The organism is Pontibacter akesuensis, from assembly GCF_001611675.1.
GTDB lineage: Bacteria > Bacteroidota > Bacteroidia > Cytophagales > Hymenobacteraceae > Pontibacter > Pontibacter akesuensis.
In genome coordinates this window covers 2,173,303-2,199,369 of the sequence record NZ_CP014766.1, presented here as the reverse complement: position 1 = coordinate 2,199,369, position 26,067 = coordinate 2,173,303, and the positions used below count along the sequence as shown (strand labels likewise).

The following is a 26,067-nucleotide window of genomic DNA, read 5'->3' as shown; positions in this document are numbered from 1 at the left end:
TTTTGTTTTGATACTTTGAGGTGTACGGTGGCACGTATGGCTAGGGTTGATTGGTCGTTGGTGTTACGGTTCTAGAGAAGTCTGGAGGACCGGCTTATCTGCCGTGATCCAACCACTCCTGTCCCTTCTTGTTTAAGGAGGGGAGTTGTCAGCAGAAGTATAAACATCCCCCTACCCCCTTCAAAGGGGGACTTGGCCTTTATTGCATCACAAAAGCAGTGGCTATCCGAAACGATTCCAGTCCTTGGGTGGGGGTAGGGCCCTCGAAAAAGAGCGCCTTGTGCATGTTGCGGTGCCCGCTAGGGCAGCCCGCAGCGGAGCCATGGCTGCTTCAATTGCACAGCGCGATGCCCGAGAAGAGGCCCCGCTCACATAGGGCCCCTACCCCAGCCGTGAGCGCTCCAAAGCTAAAGGTGAAACGATAGGTATTTGGGAGCTAGAGGATAAACAGTAGCTAGAAAGGATAGCTTGGCTGAAGTTGCGGAAAGCAGCGGGTCTAAAGACCTCGCGGCGTCTTTAGACCCGCGAGCGTCTGGTGGTAAGGCAGCTAAGCAAGTATGGAATAGCAGAATGCACTATAGCTCTTTGCGCAGGCGGGCAACCGGAATATTTAGCTGCTCCCTATACTTCGCTACAGTGCGGCGGGCAATATTGTAGCCTTTCTCGTTCAGCATCTTCTCGATCTTCTCGTCCGATAACGGCTTGCGCTTGCTTTCTTTATCGATGATTTCTTTGAGGATGTGCTTTACCTCACGGCTGCTGGCATCCTCGCCGGAGTCGGTGGCAATGCCTTCGGAGAAAAAGTATTTGAGCGGGTAAATACCAAACTCAGTCTGCACAGCCTTGCTGTTCGCTACGCGGCTCACAGTCGAAATGTCCATCCCGATTTCCTCGGCAATATCCTTCAGGATCATCGGGCGCAATTCGCTCTCATCACCCTCCAGAAAGAAATCATGCTGGTACTTGATGATGGCCTCCATCGTGCGCAGCAGCGTGTTCTGGCGCTGGCGAATGGCATCGATAAACCACTTGGCCGCATCCAGCTTCTGCTTCACAAACGTTACCGTCTCCTTCAGCTTCTTGTCCTTCTTGTCCGACTTATCGTAGGCATCGAACATTTCAGAATACGAACGGCTGATTCGCAAATCCGGGGCATTGCGCGAGTTAAGCGACAGCTCCAACTGGCCGTTGTTGTTGGTAAGTATAAAGTCCGGGATAATGTACTGCACGCGCGTCATGCCGGCGCCAGCTCCTCCGGGCTTTGGGTTCAGTTTGATGATCAGGTCCACCGCCTTCTTCAGCTCATCCTCAGTGATTCCGAACTTGCTCTGAATGCGGGTATAATGCTTTTTGGTGAACTCATCAAAAGACTCCCGAATGATGCGCTCGGCAAGCACGGTTATTTTGTCCTGCTCACGGCGCTCCAGTTGCAGCAACAGACACTCCGGCAGATCGCGGGCGCCAATACCCGCCGGGTCGAAGCTCTGAATCAGGTGCAGCACCAGTTCTATCTCCTCCTCGGTGGTTTCGATGTTCTGCGAAAAGGCAAGGTCGTTGGCAATAGCGCGCAGGTCGCGGCGAATGTAACCGTCGTGGTCGATGCTGCCAATCAGCTGCATGCCGATGCTGTACTGCTTGTCGTCCAGCTCCAGGTAGCCCAGCTGGTCCATCAGCGAATCGTTCAGGGAAGAGGTCATGGCAATAGGCAGGTCCCGGTCGTTATCATCATCACCGCCGCGGTCGCCTTGCATCTTGTAGCCGCTTATTTCGTCGTCGTTAAGGTAGTCGTTGATGTCCACCACATCATCCTTGCCGTAGTCTTCGTCGCTGTCGTTATCATAATCGTCCGACTCGCTGTACTCATCGGCTGTTTCTTCACGACCCTCCTCCAGCGCGGGATTTATCTCCATTTCCTCCTTTATGCGCATCTCTAACTCAGCAGTAGGTATCTGCAGCAGCTTGATAAATTGTATCTGCTGCGGCGATAACTTCTGAGATAAAAGTTGTCTTAAATCGAGTCGCTGCATAGTTCTAAAGGAAAAAACTGTGCTGTGAAGTGCACATCCAAATTTAGGATAATTTTACTCGCATTTACAAAAAAGGTTAAAATATCGTTACTTTGAGGGGTTTTATGAAAGACACCAGTAGCAGGACAAAAGACACAGGATTTCATTGGTGTAATTGCTGATGATTTAAGAGCAGGATCAGGAGTTGAGGCAGCCGTTACGGCGAAAAGAGCAGAAGAAAAAGGCTTTACACCTATTCCTAAAAAGTCTGCTCTTTGCCTCCTACTTGTTACTTGTGCCCGCTACCAAAACAGAAAATAATAGACTTGTATCTTCACACGCGTGACCTGATACGCCATAACGACGACATACACATGCAACGCACAAAAGTAAAAGATTTGTTAACAGGCGCCGGAGAGGGCCAGGACGTCCTGCTGAAGGGCTGGGTGCGCACCAAGCGCGGGAACAAGTATGTGACCTTTATCGCCGTGAACGACGGTTCCACAATAAATAACCTGCAGGTAGTAGCCAACGCCGATGCTTTCAGCGAAGAGGTACTGAAAGACGTGACCACCGGTGCCGCCATCGCCGTGACCGGTGAGTTGGTTGCCTCGCAGGGTAAAGGCCAGGCCTTTGAGGTTCAGGCGAAGAGCATAGAGGTGCTGGGCAAAGCTGATCCTGAGGCGTACCCGCTGCAGAAGAAGGCGCACTCGCTGGAGTTTCTGCGTGAGATCGCCCACCTGCGCTTCCGCACCAACACGTTTGGTGCTGTGTTCCGCGTACGTAATGCCATGGCTTTTGCCGTGCACAAGTTCTTCAACGAAAAGGGATTTGTTTACATGCACACGCCTATCATCACGGCTTCTGACGCAGAAGGCGCTGGCGAGATGTTCAAGGTAACCACCCTGGACCTGGATAACCCGCCACGCACTGAAGAAGGCCACATCAACTTTAACGAAGACTTCTTCGGCCGCGCCACCAACCTGACGGTTTCCGGGCAGATGGAAGGCGAGGTTGCCGCCATGGCCTTCAGCGATATCTATACATTCGGCCCGACCTTCCGTGCCGAGAACTCCAACACCACGCGCCACCTGGCCGAGTTCTGGATGATTGAGCCCGAGATGGCTTTCTACGACCTGAAAATGAACGCTGACCTGGCCGAGGAGTTTATCAAGTACATCATCCGCCACGCGCTGGAGCACAACCGCGAAGACATTGAGTTCCTGGCGCAGCGTTTGGCCGAAGAAGACAAGGCCAAGCCACAGAACGAGCGCCAGGAAATGACCTTGATCGAGAAGCTGGAACTGGTAGTGAACAACGAGTTTGAGCGAGTTACCTATACCGAGGCCATCGACATTCTGCTGAACTCCAACCACTACAAAAAGAAGAAGTTCCAGTACGACGTGAGCTGGGGCATCGACCTGCAGAGCGAGCACGAGCGCTACCTGGTGGAGAAGCACTTCAAGAAGCCGGTGATCGTGACAGATTACCCGAAGGACATCAAGGCATTTTACATGCGCCTGAACGACGACGGGAAAACCGTGGCTGCCATGGACATACTTGCCCCGGGCATCGGCGAGATTGTGGGTGGTTCGCAGCGCGAGGAGCGCATGGACATCCTGGTGGAACGCATGAAAATGGTGGGCATTGACCCTGAGGAGATGTGGTGGTTCCTGGATACCCGCCGCTTCGGTGGCTGTCCGCACGCAGGCTTCGGTCTGGGCTTTGAGCGCGTGGTGCAGTTTGTGACCGGCATGGGCAACATCCGCGACGTAATTCCTTTCCCGAGAACGCCGCAGAACGCAGAGTTCTAAGTGACTTTATACTTTGCAGGAGAGCCCGGCTATACTTTGGCCGGGCTTTTTTTATGGACTCATAATTCCTTAAGAAGATGTCAAAGTGATAAGAAGACACCATCGAACGCTGTCTACTTAAAAGCTAAAGCAGCAGCACTTTTGCCCATACTTACCAGACCCGGATGTACTGTGGGAATGTTATTGGTAGGGGTATCAGAATGCGCTTCCAGGTTTTACCAACTAGTATATGCGGCAAGTAAGGATGTGCCTTAAACTTTTAATACATTCCCAGCTATATTTTATACTTTGGCCAAGTATTTGTAGTTGTAATAGTATTAATCTCAAGCTTTTATACTATGCGTAAACTACTTTTCAGCCTGCTCTTTGTGGGGGCCTTCGCCACTGCGGCCAATGCCCAGAAAGAGTTCGCCAATATAGAATTACCCATGAGCCGCGCCGAGGACCTAGTATCGGTGGCAGACGACGACGGCATGGTGTGTATTTACTATTACCAGAACGGCAATCTTAACTTTGCCCTAATCTCCCCCACCGGTCAGAAACTGGCGCAGCACCAGATTCCGTACCGTCAGTCCAAAGACCCGCAGGTGCTGGGAAGCCGCGTAACAGATGATGAATTTATCTTTTACAGCCGCTTTGTGAACGGCCGCCGCGAGTACGTGCGCCCCTTTGCCATTAACCGCCACACCGGCGCTTTCCGCAGCATGCAGGATGTGCAGTTGGACTTGGACCGCAAAGTGACCTTTATCGGTGGCTTCGGCGACAAGGACCACTTCTATATGCTGTACACGGATAAGGACGAGAACTTCCACCTGTACCGCGACTCCGAGGAGAACGTGGCGACGATGGACCACCAGGTTTTTAAAACTGAGGATATGCCCCGCACCCGCGAACGCCATGCCCGCGAGTCTGGTATGATTTACGTGCACCCGGACCTGGAGCGCAATGTGTTCACGGGCCATCACCGCAGCAAGATCTATACCCGTGGTGATAAGCTGCACATGGTGTTTGACGGCTACGCGGTACGCGGAAAGAAATCGGATGAAACAACAACCGAGATTCTGACGCTGGACTGGAACACCGGCCAGACGCAGTACCGCACACTGCCGGTGCTGGAGCAGCGCAACTCCCCTAGCTTTAACTCTTTCCTTCACCAGGACAAGCTGTTCCGTGTGCAGTTGGAGAAAGACAAGTTCAAGCTGGCTGCCTTCGATTTCAACACGCTGCAGCCTATAAAGGAATATAACTACGGGGAGAACGAGGAGATTGCCATCAAATCGACACCCGTACACCAGCGCGGCACCAGGGGCTTGTTCTCTGATGGGCAGCAGGTAATCGAGAAGCAGGATAAGGTGATGAGAAACCTGGCAACGGGCATTCCGGCCATCACCGTGGATACGTACAGCGACAGCACGCTGCAGCTCACGATTGGCTCCTACAAAGCGCCAGACGAGCGCAACGGCAGCCGGGACCAGAACCGTATGGTGAAGACTCCGGACCGCTATGTGCGCACTTCACGTGGTCTGGCCCTGATTCCCGGCCGCTGGACACCAGCTTATAATATCCCGAGCTATTACCTGAACTCGCCCTACTACAGCCGCTATTTCTACGATCCGTTTGGACAGGGCAGCGGATTCCCGACTGGCCCGGGTATCAGCACATACTTCCATACTGTGCTGGATGCCCAAAGCCTGAACAAGGTAGAGCAGGAAGGCGAAGTGGAGGTGCTGCAGGAAAAAGTGGACGCGTATGAGCGCGAGCTGAAGCGTGAGCCGGAGTTCCAGACCATGTACCGCTACGGCGATAAGCTGCACTACGGCTACTACGACCGTAAGACCCGGACCTTCCGTATTGTGGAGTTTGCCCACGGCCAGGTGCCCGAGCAGACGGTGCAGCAGAAGTAGGCTTCTACATTTCCTATAAAAAAGCCCCGGCAGTTAGTCACTGCCGGGGCTTTTGCTTGCTTATCGGTTTTATTCTACTGCTGCTCCATTAGTTTTTGCACACGCTGCTGCAGTGCCTGGTCCTGGCGGTAGGCGATCATAATCTGCTCATACTTGTCCAGCGTCATGCCGTCTTTCTGAATGGCTGTTTCCACTTGCTTCTGCATGGCCGGCTGCAACTCCATCATGCGCTGTGCGGCTTTGTTAAAGGCAGCCATTTCCTCCGGCGTGGCTCCCACCTCGGCAAGCTTCTGCTGCTGGTGTGCCTGCGCCATCTGGTTAAACTTGTCTATACTTAGCTTTTCTTCCTCCAGAATGCCCATCATGGTTTTCTCGCCCTCCTGTTGAATGACCATCAAACGGGAGTTAGCGTTGGCAAACTGCTTTAGCTCAGCTTCTGTGAAGTTTTGCTGCTGGCCCTGCTGTGCGGGTGCCGTGGCTTGCTGCGCAAAAACCGGGGTAACCGCCGTAGCGCCGAATAGCAGCGCAGCGAAGGCAGCGCCCTTTAATTTATGCGTTAAATTCATAAGATTCAGGATTGAAATGAAAGGTAAAAACTTGGTTGATGGTGGGATTTTTTTCCTGGCACCTTCAGCTTTATACCCGCTTTAAAAGAAATAGTTGTGTTGCAGCCGTTATGGCAAAGGGCTCTGATCCGGTGCAGATACCATTTTCGACGGTTCATCCTCCCCATCCGACAGTTGATCTGGTTTCGATTTTATAGCACTGATTAGCTGTGCACCTTTGGATCGAAACTTAACAACAACTATGAAAAAGCTACTCAGAACTCTTGCTAAAACGCTTCTCGTATTGCTGCTGCTGCCGTTGGTGCTGCTCCTGTTTTTCTGGACAATGAACACCTACTACCTGGGCGGCACCGATGCGGCAAACACTACTTACCTCACGCAAAACAAACAAAACCTAAGCCAACAGCTCCTAAGTACTGCCACGGCTGATGCTGCCTTATTCGACAGCACCTTTTACTCCAACCAGGTTTTTCTGCTTGGCGAGAACCACGGCTTTGCCGATGTGCAGCAAATAGACAAGTTCATGCTGCTGCACCTGAACAAGAAAATTGGCCTCCGGTACTATGTGGCCGAGATGGACAGTAGCAGGGCTAAGAATCTAAACGCGTTCCTGCTGGACAATACACCGGACACGCTGCTGCTGTGGCAGGTGATCCGCGATATCAAGCTGCGCATTCCGCAGCAATCCAGCAAAGAGCTGTACCAGAAGTGGCTGGATGTTTATAACTACAACCAAACACTGCCAGACTCCCTGAAGCTAACAGTTATCGGGGTTGACAAAGATTTTGAGGACACTTCGCGGGAGATTGGCAGGGACTCGATGATGCTGGTGAATTTTAAAAACACTGTGGAGAAGCGCGGGCTGCAAAACGAGAAGTTCTACGGCCTGTTCGGCTACACCCATGTGCTGCAAAGCGGCATCGGCGAGAAGAACATTTATCCTTTCGCCGCCAAGATCAGGCGCTCAGACTTGCCTTTCGCAAACAAGGTTCAGAGCATCGCCTGCCTCACCCTCGACAGTGAAATGGCGCTGCCCCAAAACGAGCAGTTCCCATCGCCACCGGACGGCAAAACAGCACTGGTAAACGCCGACGGCCCCTTCACCTTGGTGCAGGGCATCAGGGATCTTAGAGAAGTAACTTCACCGCACACCATCACGCTTTTTGACCTGCGCCAGCCAGGCTCACCCTACAGCAACAGTCAAAAACTGGCGGGTATCAAAGTTAACCTGATGGGCGGAGACATACTTCCCCACAGCGCGCAGCAGGTTACAACCGGCTTTTTCCAGCACGTTATACTTGTCCGCAACTCCCGCGCCCTCACAAGCCTGGAGTAGCTCCAACGGCCATACTTGGTTATAGGAAACGCCCGGGCACCGCTTCTGACAGTTCATCCTGCCAAGGCTACAGTTCATCTACTTTCAATTTGAGCAAGGCAATGGCCTTCGCACCTTTGGTTTAAATCAAAACCAGATCAGCCATGGAAACGCTATTCACAGTGCTCCTCATCCTCCACATTGCAGCCGGCACCATCAGCTTAATTGCAGGGCCCGTGTCGATGGTAAACAGGAAGGGCGGCAAACAGCACCGCCTCACGGGCAAAATCTTCTTTTATGCGATGATGCTGGTATCCGGTACGGCTGTTACAATGGCTGCCCTGCCAAACCACCACAGCCCATTTCTGCTGATTATCGGGGTGTTCAGCGCCTACCTTGTCATTTCCGGCTATCGGGTTTTAAACCTGAAGGGATTGGCGAAAGGGCGGAAGCCGCCGTTGCAGGACTGGGGTATCTCTCTGGTGATGGCTGCCTTCGCGGCATACTTTGTTTTCGCTGGCTTCACAGGCGGCAGCTTTGACAGCAGCAGTATCATTTCAATTGTGTTTGGAAGTATCGCGTTGCTTTTAGTTGCGAAAGACGTGCGCAAGTATACCAAGGCCCCGACTGATAAGAACTTCTGGCTTTACGACCACATCACGCGCATGATAGCGGGCAACATTGCGGCTTTCACGGCTTTCCTGGTTGTCAATAACACCATACTTCCGCCCGTGGTTGCCTGGCTCGGACCAACCGTAACTGGCACCGCCGTTATCAGCTTCTTCATCACCAAGTATAAATTGAAGGCCCGGAAAGAAAAAGCAACAGGAGAAGTAGTGGCTGGAAAAACCGGCTCAAACTAGGTAGGCGGCAGTAGCTACACAGCAGGTGTTCCTGAAAAGCACGGTCCGGTTTATACTTGCCAAGGGTGCAAACTAATTCTGTTAAGTTATTATATTCGCTTTTATACTTCCCGATGGCCTCATTGAAAGAGAAACCACTAGCGCCCAATCCTGTAGCCCCGGCAGCCACACCTGTTAAGGCAAATGCACTGCGGAAGTTTCTGAAGCAGCTGGGCATCCTTTTGGCCGCCATCACCGCCACCATACTTCTCCTCTGCCCCCACTGCATTCAGGACGACCTGGCGCAGACGGCCTACAACATTACCTTTTCTTTTGTGATGTTTGTGGGGCTCTGGCAGGCAAACAGCCACCTTACGGCGCTGCTGGACAAGCGTGTGCCGTGGTTTGAAAACCTGGGCAAAAGGCTGGTGATCAGCTTGGTTGGCACCCTTGTCGTATCCACGGTGGTGGCGGTGCTGGTTAATGCCTTCTTTCTGGCCATAAAAGACATTCCGTTTCAGGAACTGGGTGAGAAGGCGCTGATGAACAACGTGTACGGTCCTGTGTTCATCACCTTTATCATCTCGCTGGCCATGCACAGCCGTGCTTTCCTGCTAAGCTGGCGGGAGATGGCCATCAATGTGGAGCGCCTGAAAAAGGAAAGCATCGCCTCGCAGTACGAGTCGCTGAAGGCGCAGGTAAACCCGCACTTCCTGTTCAACAGCCTGAACGTGCTTACCAGCCTGGTGGAGACGGATCAGAAGCAGGCGGTTCGGTTTATCCGGAAGCTCTCCGAAGTATACCGCTATGTGCTCGACAGCCGCCAGAAAGAGGTGGTGCCCCTGCTGGAGGAGCTGCACTTCGCTGAATCGTACATCTACCTGCAGAAGATCAGGCATGGTGCCGCGCTACAGGTGCAGAACGACCTCCCGTTGGATGCAGACCTGATGGTGGTACCGCTGGCCCTGCAGATGCTGCTGGAAAACGCCATCAAGCACAACATGGCGCTGGAGGAGCAGCCGCTTCGGGTGCATTTATACCTGGAGGAGGAGTACCTGGTGGTGCAGAACAACCTGCAGGCGCGGCGTGTCCGGGAGGAGTCCACAGGTATGGGCCTGTCTAACATTGACTCCCGCTATACTTACCTTACCGGCAAAAAAGTCCAGATAATTACTACGGAACACGATTTCATTGTAAAACTCCCCCTGCTATACTTCCATTCCTGATGCGGATACTTATTGTAGAAGACGAAAAGCTGGCTTCGGACCGGCTGGCCAACATGCTCCTGAAACTCAATAGCACAGCAGAGGTACTGGCTACCGCCCCTTCCGTTCGGAAGGCGGTGGAGCTGCTAAAACTAAAGCCACAGCTTGATCTCATCTTCATGGACATTCAGCTGGCCGACGGGTTGAGTTTTGAGATATTCGAGCAGGTGCCGGTGGACGCGCCGGTTATCTTCACCACCGCCTACGATGCCTATGCCATCAAAGCCTTTAAGGTGAACAGCGTGGATTACCTGCTCAAACCCATTGACGAGGATGGACTGCAGGCAGCGCTGGAGAAATTCAGGAAACTTAGCAGGCAAACGGCCGCTCCGCAAGTGGGTGCCCTGGAGCAGGCCATGCAATTCCTGAACGGCGGCAAGAGCTACAAGAGCCGCTTTGTGGTGAAAGTAGGCGAGCACCTGCACATGATCCCGGTGGAGGAAGTGGATTTCTTTTACAGCTATGAGAAAGCCACTTTTATACAGTGCAACTCGGGCAAGCGCTACGCCATCGATTATACCATGGAACAACTGGAGCAGCTAACAGACCCGCAGCTGTTCTTCCGCGTGAATCGTGGCTTCCTGATTAGTCTGAAAGCCGTCAAAGACATTGTCGCCTGGTCTAACAGCCGCCTGAAACTGGAGCTGCGCCATAACTCGCCTGCCGGTGAGGTAGTGGTGAGCCGGGAAAAAGTGCAGCTGTTTAAGGAGTGGCTGGACAGGTAGTTTAGGGAAGGATTTCACAGGAGGGGGAGTGTTTGAGGTTGCATAGCTGGAGTTTTACCTTATTGCATGCTTTAATCCAACCACCCCTGCCCCTCCTTGTCCAAGGAGGGGAATTTACTCCTCCCCAATCCTCCCCTAAAAACAGGGGAGGGAGATTGGCTGAAGCTCCGTCAGCAGCGGCTACTGAAACCGTTTCCAGTCCTTGGGTTGAGCGCCTTGTAGTGATGCGGTGCCCTGCAGGGGCAGCCCGTAGCGGAGCGAGGAGCAGCTTCAATACACAGCGCGATGCCCGAGGACGGGGCCTCGCGGCCGTGAGCGCTCCAAAGCCAAAGGTGAAACAATAGGTATTTGGGAGCTGGAGGATAGACACTAGCTAGAAAAGATAGCTTGGTTGAAGTGCGGAAAGCCGAGGCAGTTAGAGGCACAAGCGGACGCTTGCGCCAGGAAGTGTGACAAGCATAACCACTTTGCAAGTATGGCTGACACAAGTATAGCAACCGCCTAGCAAGTATGGCTTTTCAAGCCAGTCGAGTTGCAAACCCGATATCATTGTAAGACACGAGTTGGAAACTCGCGCCAGAGGGGGGGGCAGGGGTGGTTGGATCAACCCCGAAACGGCGTCAGCTTCTCCTTCTGCACCAGCTGCTTCTCCAACAGCTGCTGCACCTCCGGCTTGTCATAATCCTCTAAGCTTTTGATGTGCCGCATCACCTTCTTCATGATCTTGTCCTGTTTCTGGCCGGTCTCCAGCGCGTAGGAATACGGTAGGTCTGTGAAGGTAACCATGGTGTAGAGCGGAATCCATTTATCAGGATATTGCGCGCTGATCTTGTTCTCGATTTTTTTGCGCAGCAGGAAACGCGGGTCGGCTACTTTGTCGCGCATTTCCTCAAAGTTCAGCACGGCCAGGTCGGCGATGGCATCGGCGTTTGGCTTACGGCGGCGTTCGAAGGCTTTGAACAACGCCTCCCAATCATCCCCCTCAAACTGCTGTAGCATCTGGTCCAGCACCGTAATATCCTCGAAACCAGCATTCATGCCCTGCCCATAGAACGGCACCACTGCATGGCTGGCATCGCCTATCAGCAGCGAGGTTCCTTTGTAGCTCCACGGAAAGCATTTTACCGTCACCAAAGCTCCCACCGGGTTCTCGAAATACTCCTGCGCCAGTTCCGGCATCAGGGGCACGGCATCCGGGAAAACTTTGTTGAAAAAAGCCAGCAAGTCGTTTTTGTCTTGGATGGCGGCAAAAGAGTGCTCCCCATCATAGGGAAAGAAAAGGGTGCAGGTAAAGCTGCCGTCCGGGTTGGGCAGCGCGATCATCATGTAGTTGCCGCGCGGCCAGATGTGCAGCGCGTTTTTCTCGATGGCCCATCCACCGTCGGCCGTGGCCGGGATGGTCAGTTCTTTGTAGCCGTACTCCAGGTAGCTCTGCTGGTAGTCGAAGCGCTCGGCTTTCTGCATGGCACCGCGCACAACAGAGTAGGCACCGTCGGCACCGAATAGCAGGTCCGGTTGTATGGTTTCTGTGTTGCCTGTTTCCACGTTGCGCAGCTGCACTTCGTTCGTGCGCAGGTTTACGTCCGTGGCCTGGCGGTTAAAGTGGTAGGTGATATCCTGGTTGGGCTCCGACAGGTTCATCAAAGCCATGTTCAGGCCGCCCCGGGAAACGGAGTAAATGGCCTGCCCTTCCTTGCCGTAAGGCTGGTGCGTGAGGTTCCCCTGCTCGTCGTGCATCATGCGGCCATACATGGGGATGGCTACCTTCCGTACTTCCTCCTCTATGCCGAGGCCCTTCAAGGCGCGCCAACCCCGGTCGCTGAGGGCCAGGTTGATGGAACGGCCGCCGTCGATGGTGCTGACGCGCAGGTCGGCGCGGCGCTCGTAGAGGTCTACTTTGTGGCCGTGTTTGGCCAGGTACAAAGACAGCAACGAGCCGACCAAACCAGCTCCCATGATGGCGATGTTCTTTCTTTCGGTCATAGTATATCCGGGGCCAGAGCCTCTAATTGGCGTAAAGTAACGGTTTCCGGAGCGCTTTGGCAAGCCGCTTAGCCATGCACGTACCGAAAGGTGAGGTTGATGCGTGGTTGTACGGGCTTGCTGGTTTTAGGGATGTGGTGCAGCCAGTGATGCTGCGTTGGCCCCTGCATGAGCAGTAAACTCCCGTGGTTTAAGGTGATACGCAAAGCATCAACATCTTTCCGGCTGCGATGTTTCAGGGCAAAGCGCCGCTCCCCGCCAAAACTCAGGCTGGCGATACTTGGCTCCTGCCCCAGCTCCCGTTCATTGTCGGCGTGCCAGCCCATACTGTCCTGGCCTGTGCGGTAGAGGTTCAGCAGAACACTGTTGTACTGCTGCCTGCTCGCCTGCTCCACCTGCTCCCTTAACTCCTGCAGCACCGGCAACCAGGGCTGCGGCTTGTTTTCGAGGCCCGAATACGTATAGCCTTTGTCGCCGTACCAGGCGGTAAGGCGCGGCATGGGCTGCAGCTTTCCAAACAGTTTTATACTTTCCTGCTGCCAGTTTACCTGTTGCAAGAGCTCCTGTAAATATACATCGCTTTGCTCCGGGTTAAAAAAATGGGCCGAGAAGTATACTTCGGCATCAGGAAGGGGTACTGGTTTTAGTTTTCTGCCCGTATCATTCATCCATATTTCCGCTTGCTTTTACTTAATTTCATCCGGGGTCTGATCCACCTCCAGCACGGGTCTCCCGCTTTTCTTGCGCTCACGATCCAGCACCTTTATGGCGTTTGTGGCAGTTAAGCCGTGCAGGATAACGGACACCATCACAATAAACGCTGTGATAGACCACAGCTCGTTCGACTCCGGGAAAGCCACTTTATCCAGCGCAAAGGAAAGGTAGAAAAAGGAGCCGATGCCCCGGATGCCAAAGAAGCAAACCGCCAACTTCTCTTTGGTGGTAGAGTACGTGCCGAGCATACTTGGCAGCGCAGAGATAGGACGGATAAAGAACAGGAGCACCAACCCGACCACCGCTCCCTGCCAGGTAAGGTAATCTAGAATTCCTGTCACCAGGCTTCCACCGAACAGCATCAGCAGGATCACCATAATAATGCGCTCCACCTGGTTCACGAAATCGTGCATCTCTACGTGGTACTCGTGCTCCTCCTCGATGTTGCTGACTGTAAGCGCCGCCACAAACACGGCAATAAACCCGTAGCCGTGTAGTAGCTCTGTAACGCCATACGTTAACAGGGTAGCAGAAAGCGACAGAAAGCCGTGTTCTGCCTTGGGGAAGCTGGTGATTTGCGGAAGCCGGAAGATCAGGTAAGCGAGCCCGCGCCCAATGGCATAGCCCGCGCCAACCCCTACCACAATCCGGTAAAGCAGATCCCGCAGGACCCAATCCTTAAACCAGTCGTTAAACCAGTCGCCGCTGCCGTCGGCCCCGGCCGCAACCGCCAGCACCACCGCCAGCCACGTGAACGGAAAGGCGGACCCGTCGTTCAGGCCGGCCTCCGCCGTGAGGGAGAACCGCACCACGTCCTCTTCCTTGTCATCGGGAGGGCCTACCTGCACCTGCTCGGCCAGCACAGGATCGGTGGGCGCCAGTACAGCACCGAGCAGCACGGCCCCCGCCACCGAGAAACCCAGCACACTCCATCCCAGAAAAGCCACCGCCGCAATGCACAGCAGCATGGTTATACTTACCAGCCTCAGCGGAATGCGCCAGTTCTTAAAGCCGAATTTGCGCCTGATCTTAAGGCCGGTGCCCATCAAAGAGATGATCACGCTTAACTCCGTCAGGTGTACCACATAGTTTTCCTGCCAGATGGGGTCCGGCGTAGGGAGCCCCAGCGGCAGTGCGTAAATCAGCATGCCCAGCAGCAGGAAAACGATGGGGTAAGAAATAAACGTTCTCTCCATGATCTTAGGCACCCAGGTCATGGAAAGGGCCGCCAGTCCTATTACCGTCATGGCTACTATATAATCATCCATTATAAATCTTATCTTTAAAGTTGAAGGCCTGTTGACTGGGCCATGTGCCATTACTTTAAGGCAAGGAGTATCGCCTTCGAAACAGTAGTAATAGGCGTACATACGTTGTTTCAAAAGTGTTGCCTATTTTGTAGGCTTCGGACCTCTTTAAACACAAAAATTTGGAAGCGATAGAGCGTTTTCTGGTGGCCTTCAGTGATGCTGCCTGGGGTTTGCCCCTGCTGATCCTGCTGATGGGCGGCGGTTTCTTTTTTATGCTGTTCTCGGGTTTCCTGCCTTTCCGGTACCTGGGGCACGCCATAAACGTGCTGCGCGGCAAGTACGACGACCCGGATGACCCGGGCGACATCAGCCATTTTGAGGCACTCTCCAGCGCGCTGGCAGCCACGGTGGGCATGGGCAACATCAGCGGCGTGGCCGTGGCCATTGCCACCGGCGGGCCCGGGGTGCTCTTCTGGATGTGGGTGAGCGCCGTGGTGGGCATGGCCACGAAGTTCTTTACCTGCTCGCTTGCCATCATGTACCGCGGCCGCGACACAAATGGCCACGTAGAGGGCGGCCCGATGTACGTGATCATCGAGGGGCTGGGCAGGAAATGGAAGCCGCTGGCTATTTTCTTCGCGGTGGCCGGTCTTTTTGGGGCCTTGCCTATTTTCACAGCAAACCAGCTAACGCAGGTGATCCGCGAGGTGCTGCTACAGCCCAACGGTGCTTCCCCCGCCGATGCCTTTTACTGGAACCTGGGCATCGGCCTTGTGCTGGTGTTTGTTACCTCGCTGGTAATTTTCGGAGGCATTCAACGGATTGGGCAGGTAGCGGGCAAGATGGTGCCAAGTATGGTGGTGCTGTACATGCTGGCGGTGTTTTACATCATGTTTGCCAACTATACCAACATCCCGGCTGCTTTTGCCCTGATCTTTGAGGATGCCTTCTCTGCCAACGCGATGCTGGGCGGTGCCGTGGGTGCCATCATCATTGCGGGGGCGCGCCGGGCGGCTTTCTCAAACGAGGCCGGTATCGGAACTGCCTCCATGATGCACGGGGCCGCCAAAACCGATGAGCCGATTCGCGAGGGATTGGTAGCCATGCTCGGTCCTTTTATCGATACCATTATTGTGTGTACCCTTACCGGGCTCGCCATTATACTTACAGGGGCCTGGCAAACATCAGATGGCAACGGGGTGCTGATGACGGCTACGGCCTTCAACTCAGCCATGCCGGGCATCGGCAGCTATGTGCTGGTGCTGTGCGTGTTTATCTTTGCCTTCACTTCGCTGTTCTCCTACTCTTATTACGGCACCAAGTGCTTTGGCTTCCTCTTTGGGGCGAAGTATAAATACTACTACAACTACTTCTACGTGTTCACCATCTTACTCGGCGCCGTGGCTTCCATCACCGCCGTACTTGCTCTCATCGATGGCATGTACGCCATGATGGCCATCCCAACCATGACCTCGGCACTGCTGCTTTCCCCGAAGGTGATGCGCGCGGCAAGAGACTATTTTACCCGGATGAAGGATTTTAAGGAGGAGTTGAAAGTTAAAAGATAAAGCTGTTCTGCAGGATGGCACCAACTCATGTATGAAGAATGAGCTTTATTTAAGACGAATGAGCATCAGAACACTGTCTTTAGTTATACTTGTTTTAGCAGTCATTGCCTGCAATAGGCCTAAACCTGACATGTTCTTGCTGGCTAAAGAAGGAGATGTGAAACTGGAGATTGACAGTGTTGGTGTGCCTGAGCTGGCAGCTTTTCCACTGCGATTCAAACTAACTAACAACACAAATAAAAACGTTGTACTCGCTCTTGACACTATTGCTAACAAATACGAAGACCAATTAAAAAACTTGTATATAACTGCTGACCAAGACACTTTCTTTCTTGGAATAAAGTCTCAGGAACATTACATTATCTTCAGTCCACGCACCAGTACTTCTTTTTTAGGCTTCGGATACTTCCTTTATGGGAAAGGGCACTTTGATTCCTTCAAAGAGATTGATACTGTCTTTAAGAAAGGGAGGCTGGAGTATAGATTTGATGATAAGATTCTTCAGAACATTCGCTTCAAGGGAATGTTGGCAGAAGCCGATACGATTCTTGTTCCTTCAAAATTAGAAGCAAGCACTGACAAAGCCCAGATTGTTGAAAGATTTCAACCAGAGTCTTTAAGGTGGCGGGAGAAGAAGCTTTAGAATTTTTAGATAAAAAATTAATAATGTAGCAAAAGGCGGCTTATTAAAGTCACAAACAACATCAACTCAAGTATAAAGCACGAACGGCTGGCTTCTTTAACAGGACCAGCCGTTCGTGCTTTATACTTGCTCACCGGCATTGTGCAGCCGCTCCTCTGGCTGCTGGTAAAAACGGGTGGTCGGGTAGGCAAATTTAATATCAGGGGAGTTCAGGAAGGAGTTGAAGACATCCGTCCAGATCAGGTTCTCACTCTCGCGGCGGCGGTTAAGGGCGCACAAGTAGCGGAGCGTGAACTGAATGCCGTTTTCGCGCGCCTTTACAAAAACGCGCGCCTTAAAGTCCTTGTAAAAGATCAGGTGCCGCTGCGACTCCCGCAGAATCATTTCCTGCGCCGACTCGCTTAGCTTTTCCGAATGCCTGTCCACGATATCCTCCAGCACAGTTCTGGCCCTCTCCCAGTTGCTTTCGAAGGTAACGGCTACCTGCACTTCGTGCCACAAAAACGGAAAGCCATAGTTGTAGTTTATCTGCGACTGCGAGAACACCATACTGTTGGGCAGGTGCACCACGTGGCCTGTCGGTTGCTCTGAATCAATGGTCTGGCTAAGCTCATTCAGCGTAAACTGGAAAAGCCCGATATCGATTACATCGCCTGTGTGGCCGTTGATCTTAATCCTGTCGCCAATTTTGAACGGGCGCTTCCAAAGCAGGAAAATCCAGCCGAACATACTTAGGATAGGCTCCCTGAGCGCCACCACCAAACCTACCGAGAGCAGCCCCAGAAACGTGGCGATGGACTCGAAACCGTTAAACCAGATGTTGGCCAGGAAGACGATGCCAAACCCGGTGACTACGTAATTAGTGGTTTTCTGCCACTGGTACAGCTTGCGCGAATCTGTCTGGCGCTGGGCCGCCAACCGGTGGATCACCCGGCTGATCACCCACAGGCAAACCAGCAAGACAACCGATGCCAGCAGGTTTTCCTGGGCACTCGCCGGAATGCCAAAGCTTTCTTCTATCCAGTATTCTACTTTCCGCATTATGATTGATTTTACCTAATATACGCATCGCCAACAGCGGCAGGTGCGGCCTGATCAGCCATGACGTATGGCACACCAAAAAGCTACTCCCTATGCCTCCTGCCTTGCCTCTTCCAGCATTTTTATGCGCGACGGGCTGCCCACAATCCAAACCATGTCGCCCTCCTCAAACACCATATCGGAGTCGGGGTTGAGGTAACGCTCGCCGTTTTTCTCTATGCCCACAATCAGGCCATGTGTTTTCTCCCGCACCCCCGCCTGGCGTATGGTTTTGTGCAGCAGCATGGAGTCTCTTTTCACCAGCAGCTTCTCCAGCCCCACATCTTCCCGTTCGTTCTGGCCATCTGTTGGTGGGGCCACTTCGGTTCGGATAAACTCGCGAAATGTCTCTATCTGCTCGTCCGTTCCGAAAACATAAAGCTTATCGCCCGGGAATATCCTTTCGTTGCGGGTAGGGGCCATAATGGTGCGATCACCGCGCTCTATCACCGCCACATTCACGCCATACTTCTCCCGTACCTGCAGTTCCACCAGATTATGCCCGGCAACTGCCGACTCAGCCGCTATCTCAAAGGAGGTGAGGTGGGCGTTCCAGGGGGTGAGCGTGTGGTGCATTTTGGCGGCGTCGCTTATTTCGCGTGCGTTCAGGTTGTTCATAAAGCGCGTCTCTATGCGGATGTAGAAGTTCTGTATGCGCTGCGAGAAGATGGCCAGCACCCCGATAATCAGGAAGCCCCCGATAAAGGCCACCTGCACCGAGAAGAACTGGTTCAGCAGAAAGCCGATGAAGAGAATGGCGATCACGATGCGGCCAAACTCCAGCACGATAATCAGGCTTCGGTAGTTTTTGTTGGCCCAGATGCGGCCCTGCGCCTCCTTCTGCGGATGGTACACGGCCAGCGCCCACAGGAACGGCGCCATAAACACCAGCGTGATGGCCGTCGTGACAATATCGCCCAGGTTGCCGTTGATCAGCGTTTCGGTCACGAAGGGGTTCAGGTACCGGGCCGACAGCATTACGATGCCGATTATAATAACCGAGTAAATTACCAGGTTAACGATGTAGGTTCGGAGCACCAGTTTCCAATCGCTGGTGGTGCTGATGGTCTGGGCGCCGGAGCTGTACTCGTTCAGTGAGGCAAGCCATTTCGCGGGCAGCATGGCCTCTACCTTCCGGTACAGCGGCTCCGACAGGCGGATCATGTAGGGTGTGGTGAAGGTGGTCACAGCCGAGACCGCCACGGCCACAGGATACAGGAAATCGCTGGTTACGTTCAGGGTGAGGCCCAGGGTGGCGATGATAAAAGAGAACTCCCCAATCTGCGACACGCTCATACCGGACTGTATCGACGTTTTCAGCCCCTGCCCCGATATCAACCCACCGCCCGTTATACTCAATGCTTTGCCTACCAGCGTCACCACAGTGATGAGCGCGATGGGGCCTGCATAATCTACCAGGGTAGCAGGGTTAATCAGCATACCCACCGATACAAAGAAAATGGCCCCAAATAGGTCCTTCACAGAGGAAACGAGGTGCTCTATTTTCTCGGCTTTGGTGGTTTCCGCAAGTATGGAGCCCATGATAAAGGCACCAAGCGCTGGTGAAAAACCCACCTGCGCCGCCAGCACCACCATGAGCAGGCAAAGCGCCAGCGACACAATCAGCAGCGTTTCGTTGTTCATGAGCTTGCTAGCCCTTCGCAGGAATGTGGGGATCAGGAAAATGCCCGCCAGGAACCACAGCAGCAGGAAAAAGGCCAGTTTCATGACGGCGGCCAGCATCTCGGTGCCCGCAAACTGCTGGCTCACGGCCAGCGTGGAGAGCAGCACCAGCAAGAGTATAGCCACCAAGTCCTCCACGATCAGCACTCCGAACACCAGCCCCGCAAACTTATGCGATTTCACCCCCAGTTCCTCAAAAGCCCGAATGATGATGGTGGTGGAGGAAATCGACAGGATGCCGCCCAGGAAAATACTGTCCATGGTGTTCCACCCCAGAATCTTGCCCGTAAAGTAGCCCAGCAGCAGCATCACCACCACCTCTATCAGGGCCATCACCGACGAGGCGCCGCCTACTTTAACCAGTTTCTTGAAACTGAACTCCAGCCCCAGGCTGAACAAAAGAAAGATAACACCGATCTCAGCCCAGATGGTGATGTTCTCGGTTTCCATCACAGATGGGAAAAGGGCAATGTGTGGGCCCACCAACAACCCCGCAATAATATACCCCAGCACCAGGGGCTGCTTCAGCTTTTTAAAGATCAGGGTGGTGATGCCCGCAGCCACAAGTATCAAGGCTAAATCTGTAACTAAATGCGGTAAATGTGTCATGCAAAGTATGATTGATTCTTTGAGGAAGCGCTGGTGAATAGCTTTTACAGGCTATACGCACCCTACAAGATACGTTTAAATGGCTTGGTTTTACTACCTCCGTCTGCACAAAAGGATGCCGCTGCCGCCAAAAGCGACGGGCGGAGGAGCAGCCTTTCGCTCCCCTCCGCCCGTCGCTGCGCTTAAGTTAAGGTCTCTTAATGCGCCTCCAGGCACTCGTGCAGAATTTCGGAGAAGCGGTATACTTCCTCAAAGCTGTTGTAAAGCGGCGTGGGTGCCACCCTTATTACGTTCGGCTCGCGGTAATCCACAATAATACCGGCTTCCATCAGCTTGTCGAAGAGCAGGCGGGAGTTCTGCTTTACCAGCAGCGATATCTGGCAACCACGCGCCTGAGGGTCGCTGGGTGTGATCATCTCGAGCACATCCTTGCCCACGTGCACATCGTTGATCAGGTATTCCAGGTAACCCGTTAGCTTCTCGCTCTTCGCACGCAAGGCTTCCATACCGCCTGCTTCGTCCACCAGCTCGAGCGAGGCCCGGTGCACGGCCATCGGTAGAATTTGCCCGTTGCTTAGCTGCCAGCCCGGCGCGCCTTCCATTGGCCTAAAGCCCTTCTTCATCTGGAACCGCTCCTTGGCATCGTGGCCCCACCAACCGGCAAAGCGCGGAATGCTGTTGTCGTTCGCAAAGCGCTCGTGCACATACACGCCCGACGTGCCACCCGGACCGGAGTTCAGGTACTTATAAGTACACCATACAGCAAAGTCCACATCCCAGTCGTGCAGCTGAAGTGGAATGTTGCCAGCTGCATGCGCCAAGTCAAAGCCTACCAGGGCACCAGCTTCGTGACCGGCCTTGGTGATGGCATCCATATCGAATACCTGCCCGGTGTAGTAGTTGATGCCGCCCATCATGACCAAGGCCAACTCCTCGCTATGTTGTTTTATACTTTGCAGGATGTCCTCGGTGCGCAGGGTGTGCTCACCTTCGCGCGGGAACAGTTCGATAACGGCTTCATCCGGGTTGTAGCCATGGAAGCGGGTCTGCGTCTCCAGCGCGTACTGATCAGACGGGAAAGCGCCTCCTTCTGTAATGATTTTGAACCGCTTGCCTTCGGGCCTGTAAAACGACACCAGCATCAGGTGCAGGTTCACGGTCAGCTGGTTCATAATCACCACTTCGTTTTCCTTCGCCCCAACCACACGGGCAGCGCCTCCAGCCAGCAAGGTATGGTAGTTTACCCAAGGCTCATCGCCCTTGAAGTGTCCTTCCACTGCCATGTTTGCCCATTTGTACATTTCATTGTCGATGTACATCTGCGCTGACTTCGGCTGCAGCCCCAAAGAGTTGCCGCAAAAGTAGATGGCGTCCTGCTTGTTTACCTGCGGAAAGTAAAACCGCTCTCTGAAATGGTGTAGGGAATCTTGCTGGTCCTGCTCCTGCGCAAAGGCAAGGGTATTCTGGTAGTTCATGTTTTGCGGAATGGATTTATACTTAAACTGCCTCAGCAGCCATAGGTTTCTTTGTTCTGCTAAGATAAGGAATTGAATGATAAGAAAAGGACGGCAGCCGCTCGCAGTAGCTGCGCACGGTGCGCGTCCTTTTGGTGCTAGTATTTTAGTAGTTCATGAAAGCGTAAAAGCCCTAGCCCTCTCCCCCAGGGGCGAGGAAATTCTATTGTTGGTTTGGCGAAGTATAAACGCTGTAGCTTTGGCTATTCCCGCTACCCACTCCTAGCCCCTCCGGGTAGGGGAATATCCAGCAACCGTAAAACATCCCCCTACCCCCTTCAAAGGGGGACTTTAGGTTCAAGCTGCGTCAGCTGTGGCTACCTGAACCGATCCCAGTCCTTGGGTTGAGCGCCTTTGGAGTTTTTCGGTCCCGCTGGAGGCGGGATTGCAAAGCGAAGCGAGCAAAGAAAAGGTCCCAGCGCGATGCCCGAGGACAGGGCCTCGCGGCCGTGAGCGCTCCAAAGCAGAAAGTGAAACATTAGGCATTTGGGAGCTGGAGGATGAACGTCAGCTAGATAGAATAGCTTGACTGACGTTGCATGGAACAGTGGTTATGCAAGTATAGCTTTTCAAGCAATGGTGACTAACAAATCACCAGCCCTTATACTTTCTCCCGCTTCTGCTGCTTCACAAACTGCTCCTTCTTCAAATTCAGCCACTCCAGTGCCGTACCACTCAGCATGCGCTCTTTGGTAGCCAGATCATACGGCATAGACTCGATGAGTTTGCCGGGCTCGAGTTCACCGAGCGGGAAAGGATAATCAGTGCCGAGGGCGATGCTGTTGGCTCCCACCAGGTTCACGAGGTAGTCGAGGGCAGCAGGGTCGTGCACGAGCGAGTCGAGGTAGAACTTGCCGAGGTAGTGGCGTGGGTTCACATTGTTATCCACGGCGCAAAGGTCGGGGCGTACATCAAAGCCGTGGGCAATGCGGCCGATAGTTGCCGGGAAGGAACCCCCGCCATGGGCAAAAGCAATCCGGAGTTTAGGCAGCCGCTCCAGCACGCCACCGAAGATCATAGAGCAGATGGCCATACTTGTTTCGGCGGGCATGCCCACGAGCCAGGGCAGCCAGTACTTGCTCATTTTCTTTTTCCCGTACATGTCCCAGGGGTGCACAAAAATAGCGGCTCCCAACTCTTCGGCCGCCTCAAAAACAGGAAAGAGTTCGGGAGCCTCCAGGTTCCACTCGTTGATGTGGGTGCCGATCTGAATGCCGGCCATGCCCAGCTCTTTCATGCAGCGTTCCAGCTCCTTCACGGCCAGGTCGGGGGCCTGCATGGGCAGGGTGCCGAGGCCTACAAAGCGGTCGGGGTAGTCAGCCACGATGCCAGCAATGTGGTCGTTCAGCATCCGCGACAGATCATATGTGTGCTCCGGCTTTGCCCAGTAGTTGAACATCACCGGCACCGTACTTAGCACCTGCACGCCCACGCCATACTTGCTGCACTCGTGCATGCGCACCTTTGGATCCCAGCAGTTGTCCTGTATCTCGCGGAAGAACTTATCGTCCATCATCATGCGGGCGCAGCAGGGCTTGTGGTGCTCCAGCCGTACGAAGCCGCCATAGCCGTACCGCTCCCGCAGGTTTGGCCAGGTAGCCGGCAGAATATGCGTGTGGATGTCAATCTTCAGCAGATTGTTCTCTGTAAGTATAGGTGAGGCTGATGCTTTGTTCTGCATACTTCTGAAGGCATGTAAAAGGCCGCTGTAAAGCCAGCGACGGTATCAGGCAATCCAACAATATACGCATTTTATACTTTGTACGCACGCTGTAGCCGAAAGGCCTACGGCAAGGCAGGCGATTTAGCGGCGAATTCCCTTCTTAGCATGCTGTAGTAAAGCAGGTCGATAAACGCTCCGTTCTTGGCCTCGCTTTCCCGCAGCCTGCCTTCGTAGGAGAAACCGAGTTTCTGCAGTACCTTCTCCGACTGCCCATTGCCGCCTTCCACAATTGCCTCTATGCGGTTCAGTTGCAAAGTATCAAAACCATACTTGGTTACCGCCCTGGCCGCTTCCTGAATGTAGCCTTTGCCCCAGTAGCCGGGCAGCAGCCAAAAGCCTATCTGGGCTTTCTGGTGCTCCCGCTCCAGCTCATTCAGGCCACAGGCTCCGATCAGAACCCCCTCCCCCTTCAGAGAGAACGCCCACCAAACGCCCGTGCCGCTTCTGATCAGATCCTCATAGAACTTCATCTGCTCCTGTACCTCTTCTGCTGTATTGTAATGCACAGCGTAGTACCGCGTGACCCGCTCATCCGACAGCCCCCGAAGTATAAAGTCAGCATCTGACGGTTGTATGGGCCGTAGCTCGAGCCTTTCTGTAGTAAGGGTGGGGTGCTGCATGCTAGTTATCTTTTTGCGATGATATCCAAGTTAACGCTTCCGCTGAAATCAGACCAGACCTGAAGGCAGCTTTTTTCCTCCTGTACTTTTACTTGGCGCTCACCCGCCAAATGGTGTTGCTGGTATCATCGGCCACCAGCATAGAGCCATCCGGTAGCACCGTAATGCCAACCGGCCGGCCGTATACTTTGCCGTCCGCTTTGTCGGCAAAAAAGCCTGTCAAAAAATCCTCGGGCGGCCCGGAGGGTTTGCCATTTTCGAAAGGCACAAACACTATCCTATAGCCCACCAGCTCCGACCGCCGCCAGGAGCCGTGCTGGCCGATAAAAGCGCCGTTGTGGTATTTCTGCGGGAAGGCCTCCTGGTCATAAAACGCCAGCCCCAGCGAAGCAGAATGCGACACCAACGGCACATCCGGCACAAGCGGTTGCTGCACCTTTGCCGGCATCTTGTTTGCCCACGAGGGATCTTCGTTCTGACCGAAGTAGAAGTATGGCCAGCCGTAAAAGCCCCCCTCCTGCACACTTGTCAGGTAGTCCGGCACCAGTTCGTCGCCCAGGTCGTCGCGCTCGTTCACGGCTGTCCAGAGGGTGTTGGTGTTGGGTGCCCAGTCCATGCCCACCGGGTTGCGGAGGCCGCTGGCGAACACGCGCGCGCCTGTGCCATTGGGGTTTACCTCCAGTATGTTTGCCCGGCGCTCCTCATGCTCCATGCCGTGCTCTCCGTGGTCGCTGGCCGAGCCCACCGCCACATAAATTTTAGAGCCATCGGGGCGGGCGATGATATTACGCGTCCAGTGGTTGTTGTAGCCCCCGGCGGGCAGGTCAAGTAGTTTCTCGCCTTTTGCTGAGATTTTCGTTTGCCCGTTTTGATAGGGATAGCGCCACAGGCCATCGGTGTTGGCCACGTAGAATTTTCCGTCAAGCACCAGCATGCCGAGGGGTTGGTTCAGGCCGTCCAGGAAAGTCTCCCGCACCTCTGGCCTGCCGTCTTTGTCGGTGTCCCGCAGCAGCGTGATACGGTTGGCGCTGTTCCCCAAAGCCATGGACTTGGTAATACCGATGATCTTGGCACCCAACTCTTTCCAGAAACCGACTTCCGTACTTGCCTCGGCCACCAGCACATCGCCGTTTGGCATGACGTAAAGCCAGCGCGGATTTTGGAAGCCATCGGCATACTTGGTTACCGTAAAGCCTTCGGGAGCCGTAGGGGTCTGCCCGTCTTTCCAGCCAATCACGTTGCTGAAGTTACGGTGCGACTCCGTGGCATGTGGCGGCGGCAAAGTCACCGTCTGGCCCGCTGGTGTTTCGATTGTTTTTGGCTGCCCCTGCACCACAGGCGGCTGCGAATTACAGGCTGACACGGCGACTAAAGCAGTAGAAAGCGAAAGTATGTATAGGAGGTTTTTCTTCATAAAGATGCTATTATCTCCTACTTACTAGCGCAAGTGAAGTATGGTTTGCCTCCAACAGTATGGAAGTTATACTTTGATGCTACGTGCCTAGCAAAGTATGAAGCCGCTCCGACTACCAAGGCAGCAGAAGCGGCTTCATACTTCATCAAACTAAAAAAGTCTTAAATCTTGATACTTGCGTCTTATGTTCAAAAGATCGTTTTACGCAGGCTTTGCCGGCGGCTCCATCACAGTACCGCACTTGTCGCAGGTGCGGTGTTCTTTGCTGTCCCAGAAGTGGCTCATGATTACCGGAAGCTGCCCTACAATGTCGGTTACGTCGGCGTACTCCTCATAGAGCTTGTTCCCGCAGTTCTCGCAGAACCACAGGAAACCGTCCTGCTCGCCTGCTTTGCGGTAGCGCTCCATCACCAGTCCCACTGTACCGGCAGGGCGCTGTGGGGAGTGCGGCACGCGTGGTGGCAACAGGAATATTTCCCCCTCTTTTATCGGAATGTCCACGGGCTTGCCGTCCTCGATTATCTTCAGCACAATATCTCCTTCCAACTGGTAAAAGAACTCCTCGCCTTCATCGTAATGGTAGTCTTTGCGGGCATTGGGTCCGCCCACCACCATCACGATAAAGTCATCGTTGCCCTTGAACACCTGCTGGTTCCCTACCGGCGGTTTCAGCAGGTGGCGGTGTTCGTCTATCCAGGCTTTAAAATTAAAAGGTCTTGCTACAGCCATACTTCTTGTGTTACATGTGTGATAGAATGAAAGTACGAAAAATGCAGTAGAAATGGTAATTCTCAGGTCATGGGCCGCCTCCATGTTTGTATGTATTTCC

20 protein-coding genes are annotated in these 26,067 nt (G+C 53.7%); 8 read left to right on the top strand and 12 right to left on the bottom strand.

The window, feature by feature from the left end; translation table 11 throughout:
- Positions 1-575: 575 nt before the first annotated feature.
- Positions 576-2,027 carry an RNA polymerase factor sigma-54 gene (gene rpoN, locus A0W33_RS09325; protein ID WP_068837903.1) on the bottom strand — a complete coding sequence of 484 codons (1,452 nt, stop codon included), beginning with the start codon at positions 2,025-2,027 and terminating at the stop codon, positions 576-578.
- A gap of 353 nt (positions 2,028-2,380) precedes the next feature.
- Between rpoN and asnS the strand changes: the two genes are divergently transcribed.
- Positions 2,381-3,820 carry an asparagine--tRNA ligase gene (asnS, locus tag A0W33_RS09320; protein WP_068837902.1) on the top strand — a complete coding sequence of 480 codons (1,440 nt, stop codon included), beginning with the start codon at positions 2,381-2,383 and terminating at the stop codon, positions 3,818-3,820.
- Positions 3,821-4,158: 338 nt separating this feature from the next.
- Entirely contained in the window at positions 4,159-5,724 is a 1,566-nt protein-coding gene (locus A0W33_RS09315) for a hypothetical protein (RefSeq protein WP_068837901.1), read from the top strand.
- A 74-nt stretch (positions 5,725-5,798) separates the two neighbouring features.
- Here the strand turns inward: A0W33_RS09315 and A0W33_RS09310 are convergent, their stop codons facing one another.
- Positions 5,799-6,290: a DUF4168 domain-containing protein gene (locus tag A0W33_RS09310; RefSeq protein ID WP_068837900.1), complete on the bottom strand. Its 492-nt coding sequence runs from the start codon at positions 6,288-6,290 to the stop codon at positions 5,799-5,801.
- 241 nt (positions 6,291-6,531) lie between these two features.
- Here A0W33_RS09310 and A0W33_RS09305 point away from each other — a divergent pair, with 241 nt between their 5' ends.
- The 4 genes from A0W33_RS09305 (at position 6,532) to A0W33_RS09290 (ending at position 10,437) form a co-directional block, all read left to right on the top strand.
- Positions 6,532-7,626: a hypothetical protein gene (locus tag A0W33_RS09305; RefSeq protein ID WP_068837899.1), complete on the top strand. Its 1,095-nt coding sequence runs from the start codon at positions 6,532-6,534 to the stop codon at positions 7,624-7,626.
- Positions 7,627-7,769: 143 nt separating this feature from the next.
- Positions 7,770-8,468, top strand: coding sequence for a DUF2306 domain-containing protein (locus A0W33_RS09300; protein ID WP_068837898.1), 699 nt, complete (start codon positions 7,770-7,772; stop codon positions 8,466-8,468).
- 113 nt (positions 8,469-8,581) lie between these two features.
- Complete coding sequence (locus A0W33_RS21245) at positions 8,582-9,673, top strand: sensor histidine kinase (RefSeq protein ID WP_082815180.1); 1,092 nt, start codon at positions 8,582-8,584, stop codon at positions 9,671-9,673.
- The gene (locus A0W33_RS09290; protein WP_068837897.1) at positions 9,673-10,437 is read left to right on the top strand and encodes a LytR/AlgR family response regulator transcription factor; all 765 of its coding nucleotides are present in this window, start codon (positions 9,673-9,675) and stop codon (positions 10,435-10,437) included. Before A0W33_RS21245 ends, A0W33_RS09290 begins: the two co-directional genes overlap by 1 nt.
- Before the next feature lie 603 nt (positions 10,438-11,040).
- Here the strand turns inward: A0W33_RS09290 and A0W33_RS09285 are convergent.
- From A0W33_RS09285 to A0W33_RS09275, 3 genes are all read right to left on the bottom strand, one after another.
- On the bottom strand, positions 11,041-12,420 hold the full coding sequence (locus A0W33_RS09285) for an FAD-dependent oxidoreductase (protein WP_068837896.1): 1,380 nt from the start codon (positions 12,418-12,420) through the stop codon (positions 11,041-11,043).
- Positions 12,421-12,488: 68 nt separating this feature from the next.
- Positions 12,489-13,088 (bottom strand): alpha-ketoglutarate-dependent dioxygenase AlkB family protein, encoded by a 600-nt coding sequence (locus tag A0W33_RS09280; RefSeq protein WP_068837895.1) that lies wholly within the window; start codon positions 13,086-13,088, stop codon positions 12,489-12,491.
- An 18-nt stretch (positions 13,089-13,106) separates the two neighbouring features.
- Positions 13,107-14,402, bottom strand: a complete 1,296-nt coding sequence (locus A0W33_RS09275; protein ID WP_068837894.1) for a cation:proton antiporter — start codon at positions 14,400-14,402, stop codon at positions 13,107-13,109.
- Positions 14,403-14,563: 161 nt separating this feature from the next.
- On the opposite strand from A0W33_RS09275, the gene A0W33_RS09270 reads away from it, so the two are divergent.
- Positions 14,564-15,952: an alanine/glycine:cation symporter family protein gene (locus A0W33_RS09270; RefSeq protein WP_068837893.1), complete on the top strand. Its 1,389-nt coding sequence runs from the start codon at positions 14,564-14,566 to the stop codon at positions 15,950-15,952.
- A gap of 58 nt (positions 15,953-16,010) precedes the next feature.
- Positions 16,011-16,595 carry a hypothetical protein gene (locus A0W33_RS09265; protein WP_139237136.1) on the top strand — a complete coding sequence of 195 codons (585 nt, stop codon included), beginning with the start codon at positions 16,011-16,013 and terminating at the stop codon, positions 16,593-16,595.
- Between the two features lie 120 nt (positions 16,596-16,715).
- On the opposite strand, the gene A0W33_RS09260 is transcribed toward A0W33_RS09265, so the two are convergent.
- From A0W33_RS09260 to A0W33_RS09230, 7 genes are all read right to left on the bottom strand, one after another.
- The gene (locus tag A0W33_RS09260) at positions 16,716-17,636 is read right to left on the bottom strand and encodes a mechanosensitive ion channel family protein (RefSeq protein ID WP_068837891.1); all 921 of its coding nucleotides are present in this window, start codon (positions 17,634-17,636) and stop codon (positions 16,716-16,718) included.
- Between the two features lie 90 nt (positions 17,637-17,726).
- Positions 17,727-19,967 carry a cation:proton antiporter domain-containing protein gene (locus A0W33_RS09255; RefSeq protein WP_068837890.1) on the bottom strand — a complete coding sequence of 747 codons (2,241 nt, stop codon included), beginning with the start codon at positions 19,965-19,967 and terminating at the stop codon, positions 17,727-17,729.
- Positions 19,968-20,164: 197 nt separating this feature from the next.
- On the bottom strand, positions 20,165-21,442 hold the full coding sequence (gene kynU, locus A0W33_RS09250) for a kynureninase (protein ID WP_068837889.1): 1,278 nt from the start codon (positions 21,440-21,442) through the stop codon (positions 20,165-20,167).
- A gap of 640 nt (positions 21,443-22,082) precedes the next feature.
- A complete protein-coding gene (locus tag A0W33_RS09245) occupies positions 22,083-23,162 on the bottom strand; it encodes an amidohydrolase family protein (protein ID WP_216637177.1) in 1,080 nt (359 codons plus the stop codon).
- 104 nt (positions 23,163-23,266) lie between these two features.
- Positions 23,267-23,824 (bottom strand): GNAT family N-acetyltransferase, encoded by a 558-nt coding sequence (locus A0W33_RS09240; protein ID WP_068837888.1) that lies wholly within the window; start codon positions 23,822-23,824, stop codon positions 23,267-23,269.
- An 88-nt stretch (positions 23,825-23,912) separates the two neighbouring features.
- On the bottom strand, positions 23,913-25,238 hold the full coding sequence (locus tag A0W33_RS09235) for a PQQ-dependent sugar dehydrogenase (protein WP_068837887.1): 1,326 nt from the start codon (positions 25,236-25,238) through the stop codon (positions 23,913-23,915).
- Between the two features lie 201 nt (positions 25,239-25,439).
- Positions 25,440-25,967 carry a 3-hydroxyanthranilate 3,4-dioxygenase gene (locus A0W33_RS09230; protein ID WP_068837886.1) on the bottom strand — a complete coding sequence of 176 codons (528 nt, stop codon included), beginning with the start codon at positions 25,965-25,967 and terminating at the stop codon, positions 25,440-25,442.
- Positions 25,968-26,067: the final 100 nt, after the last annotated feature.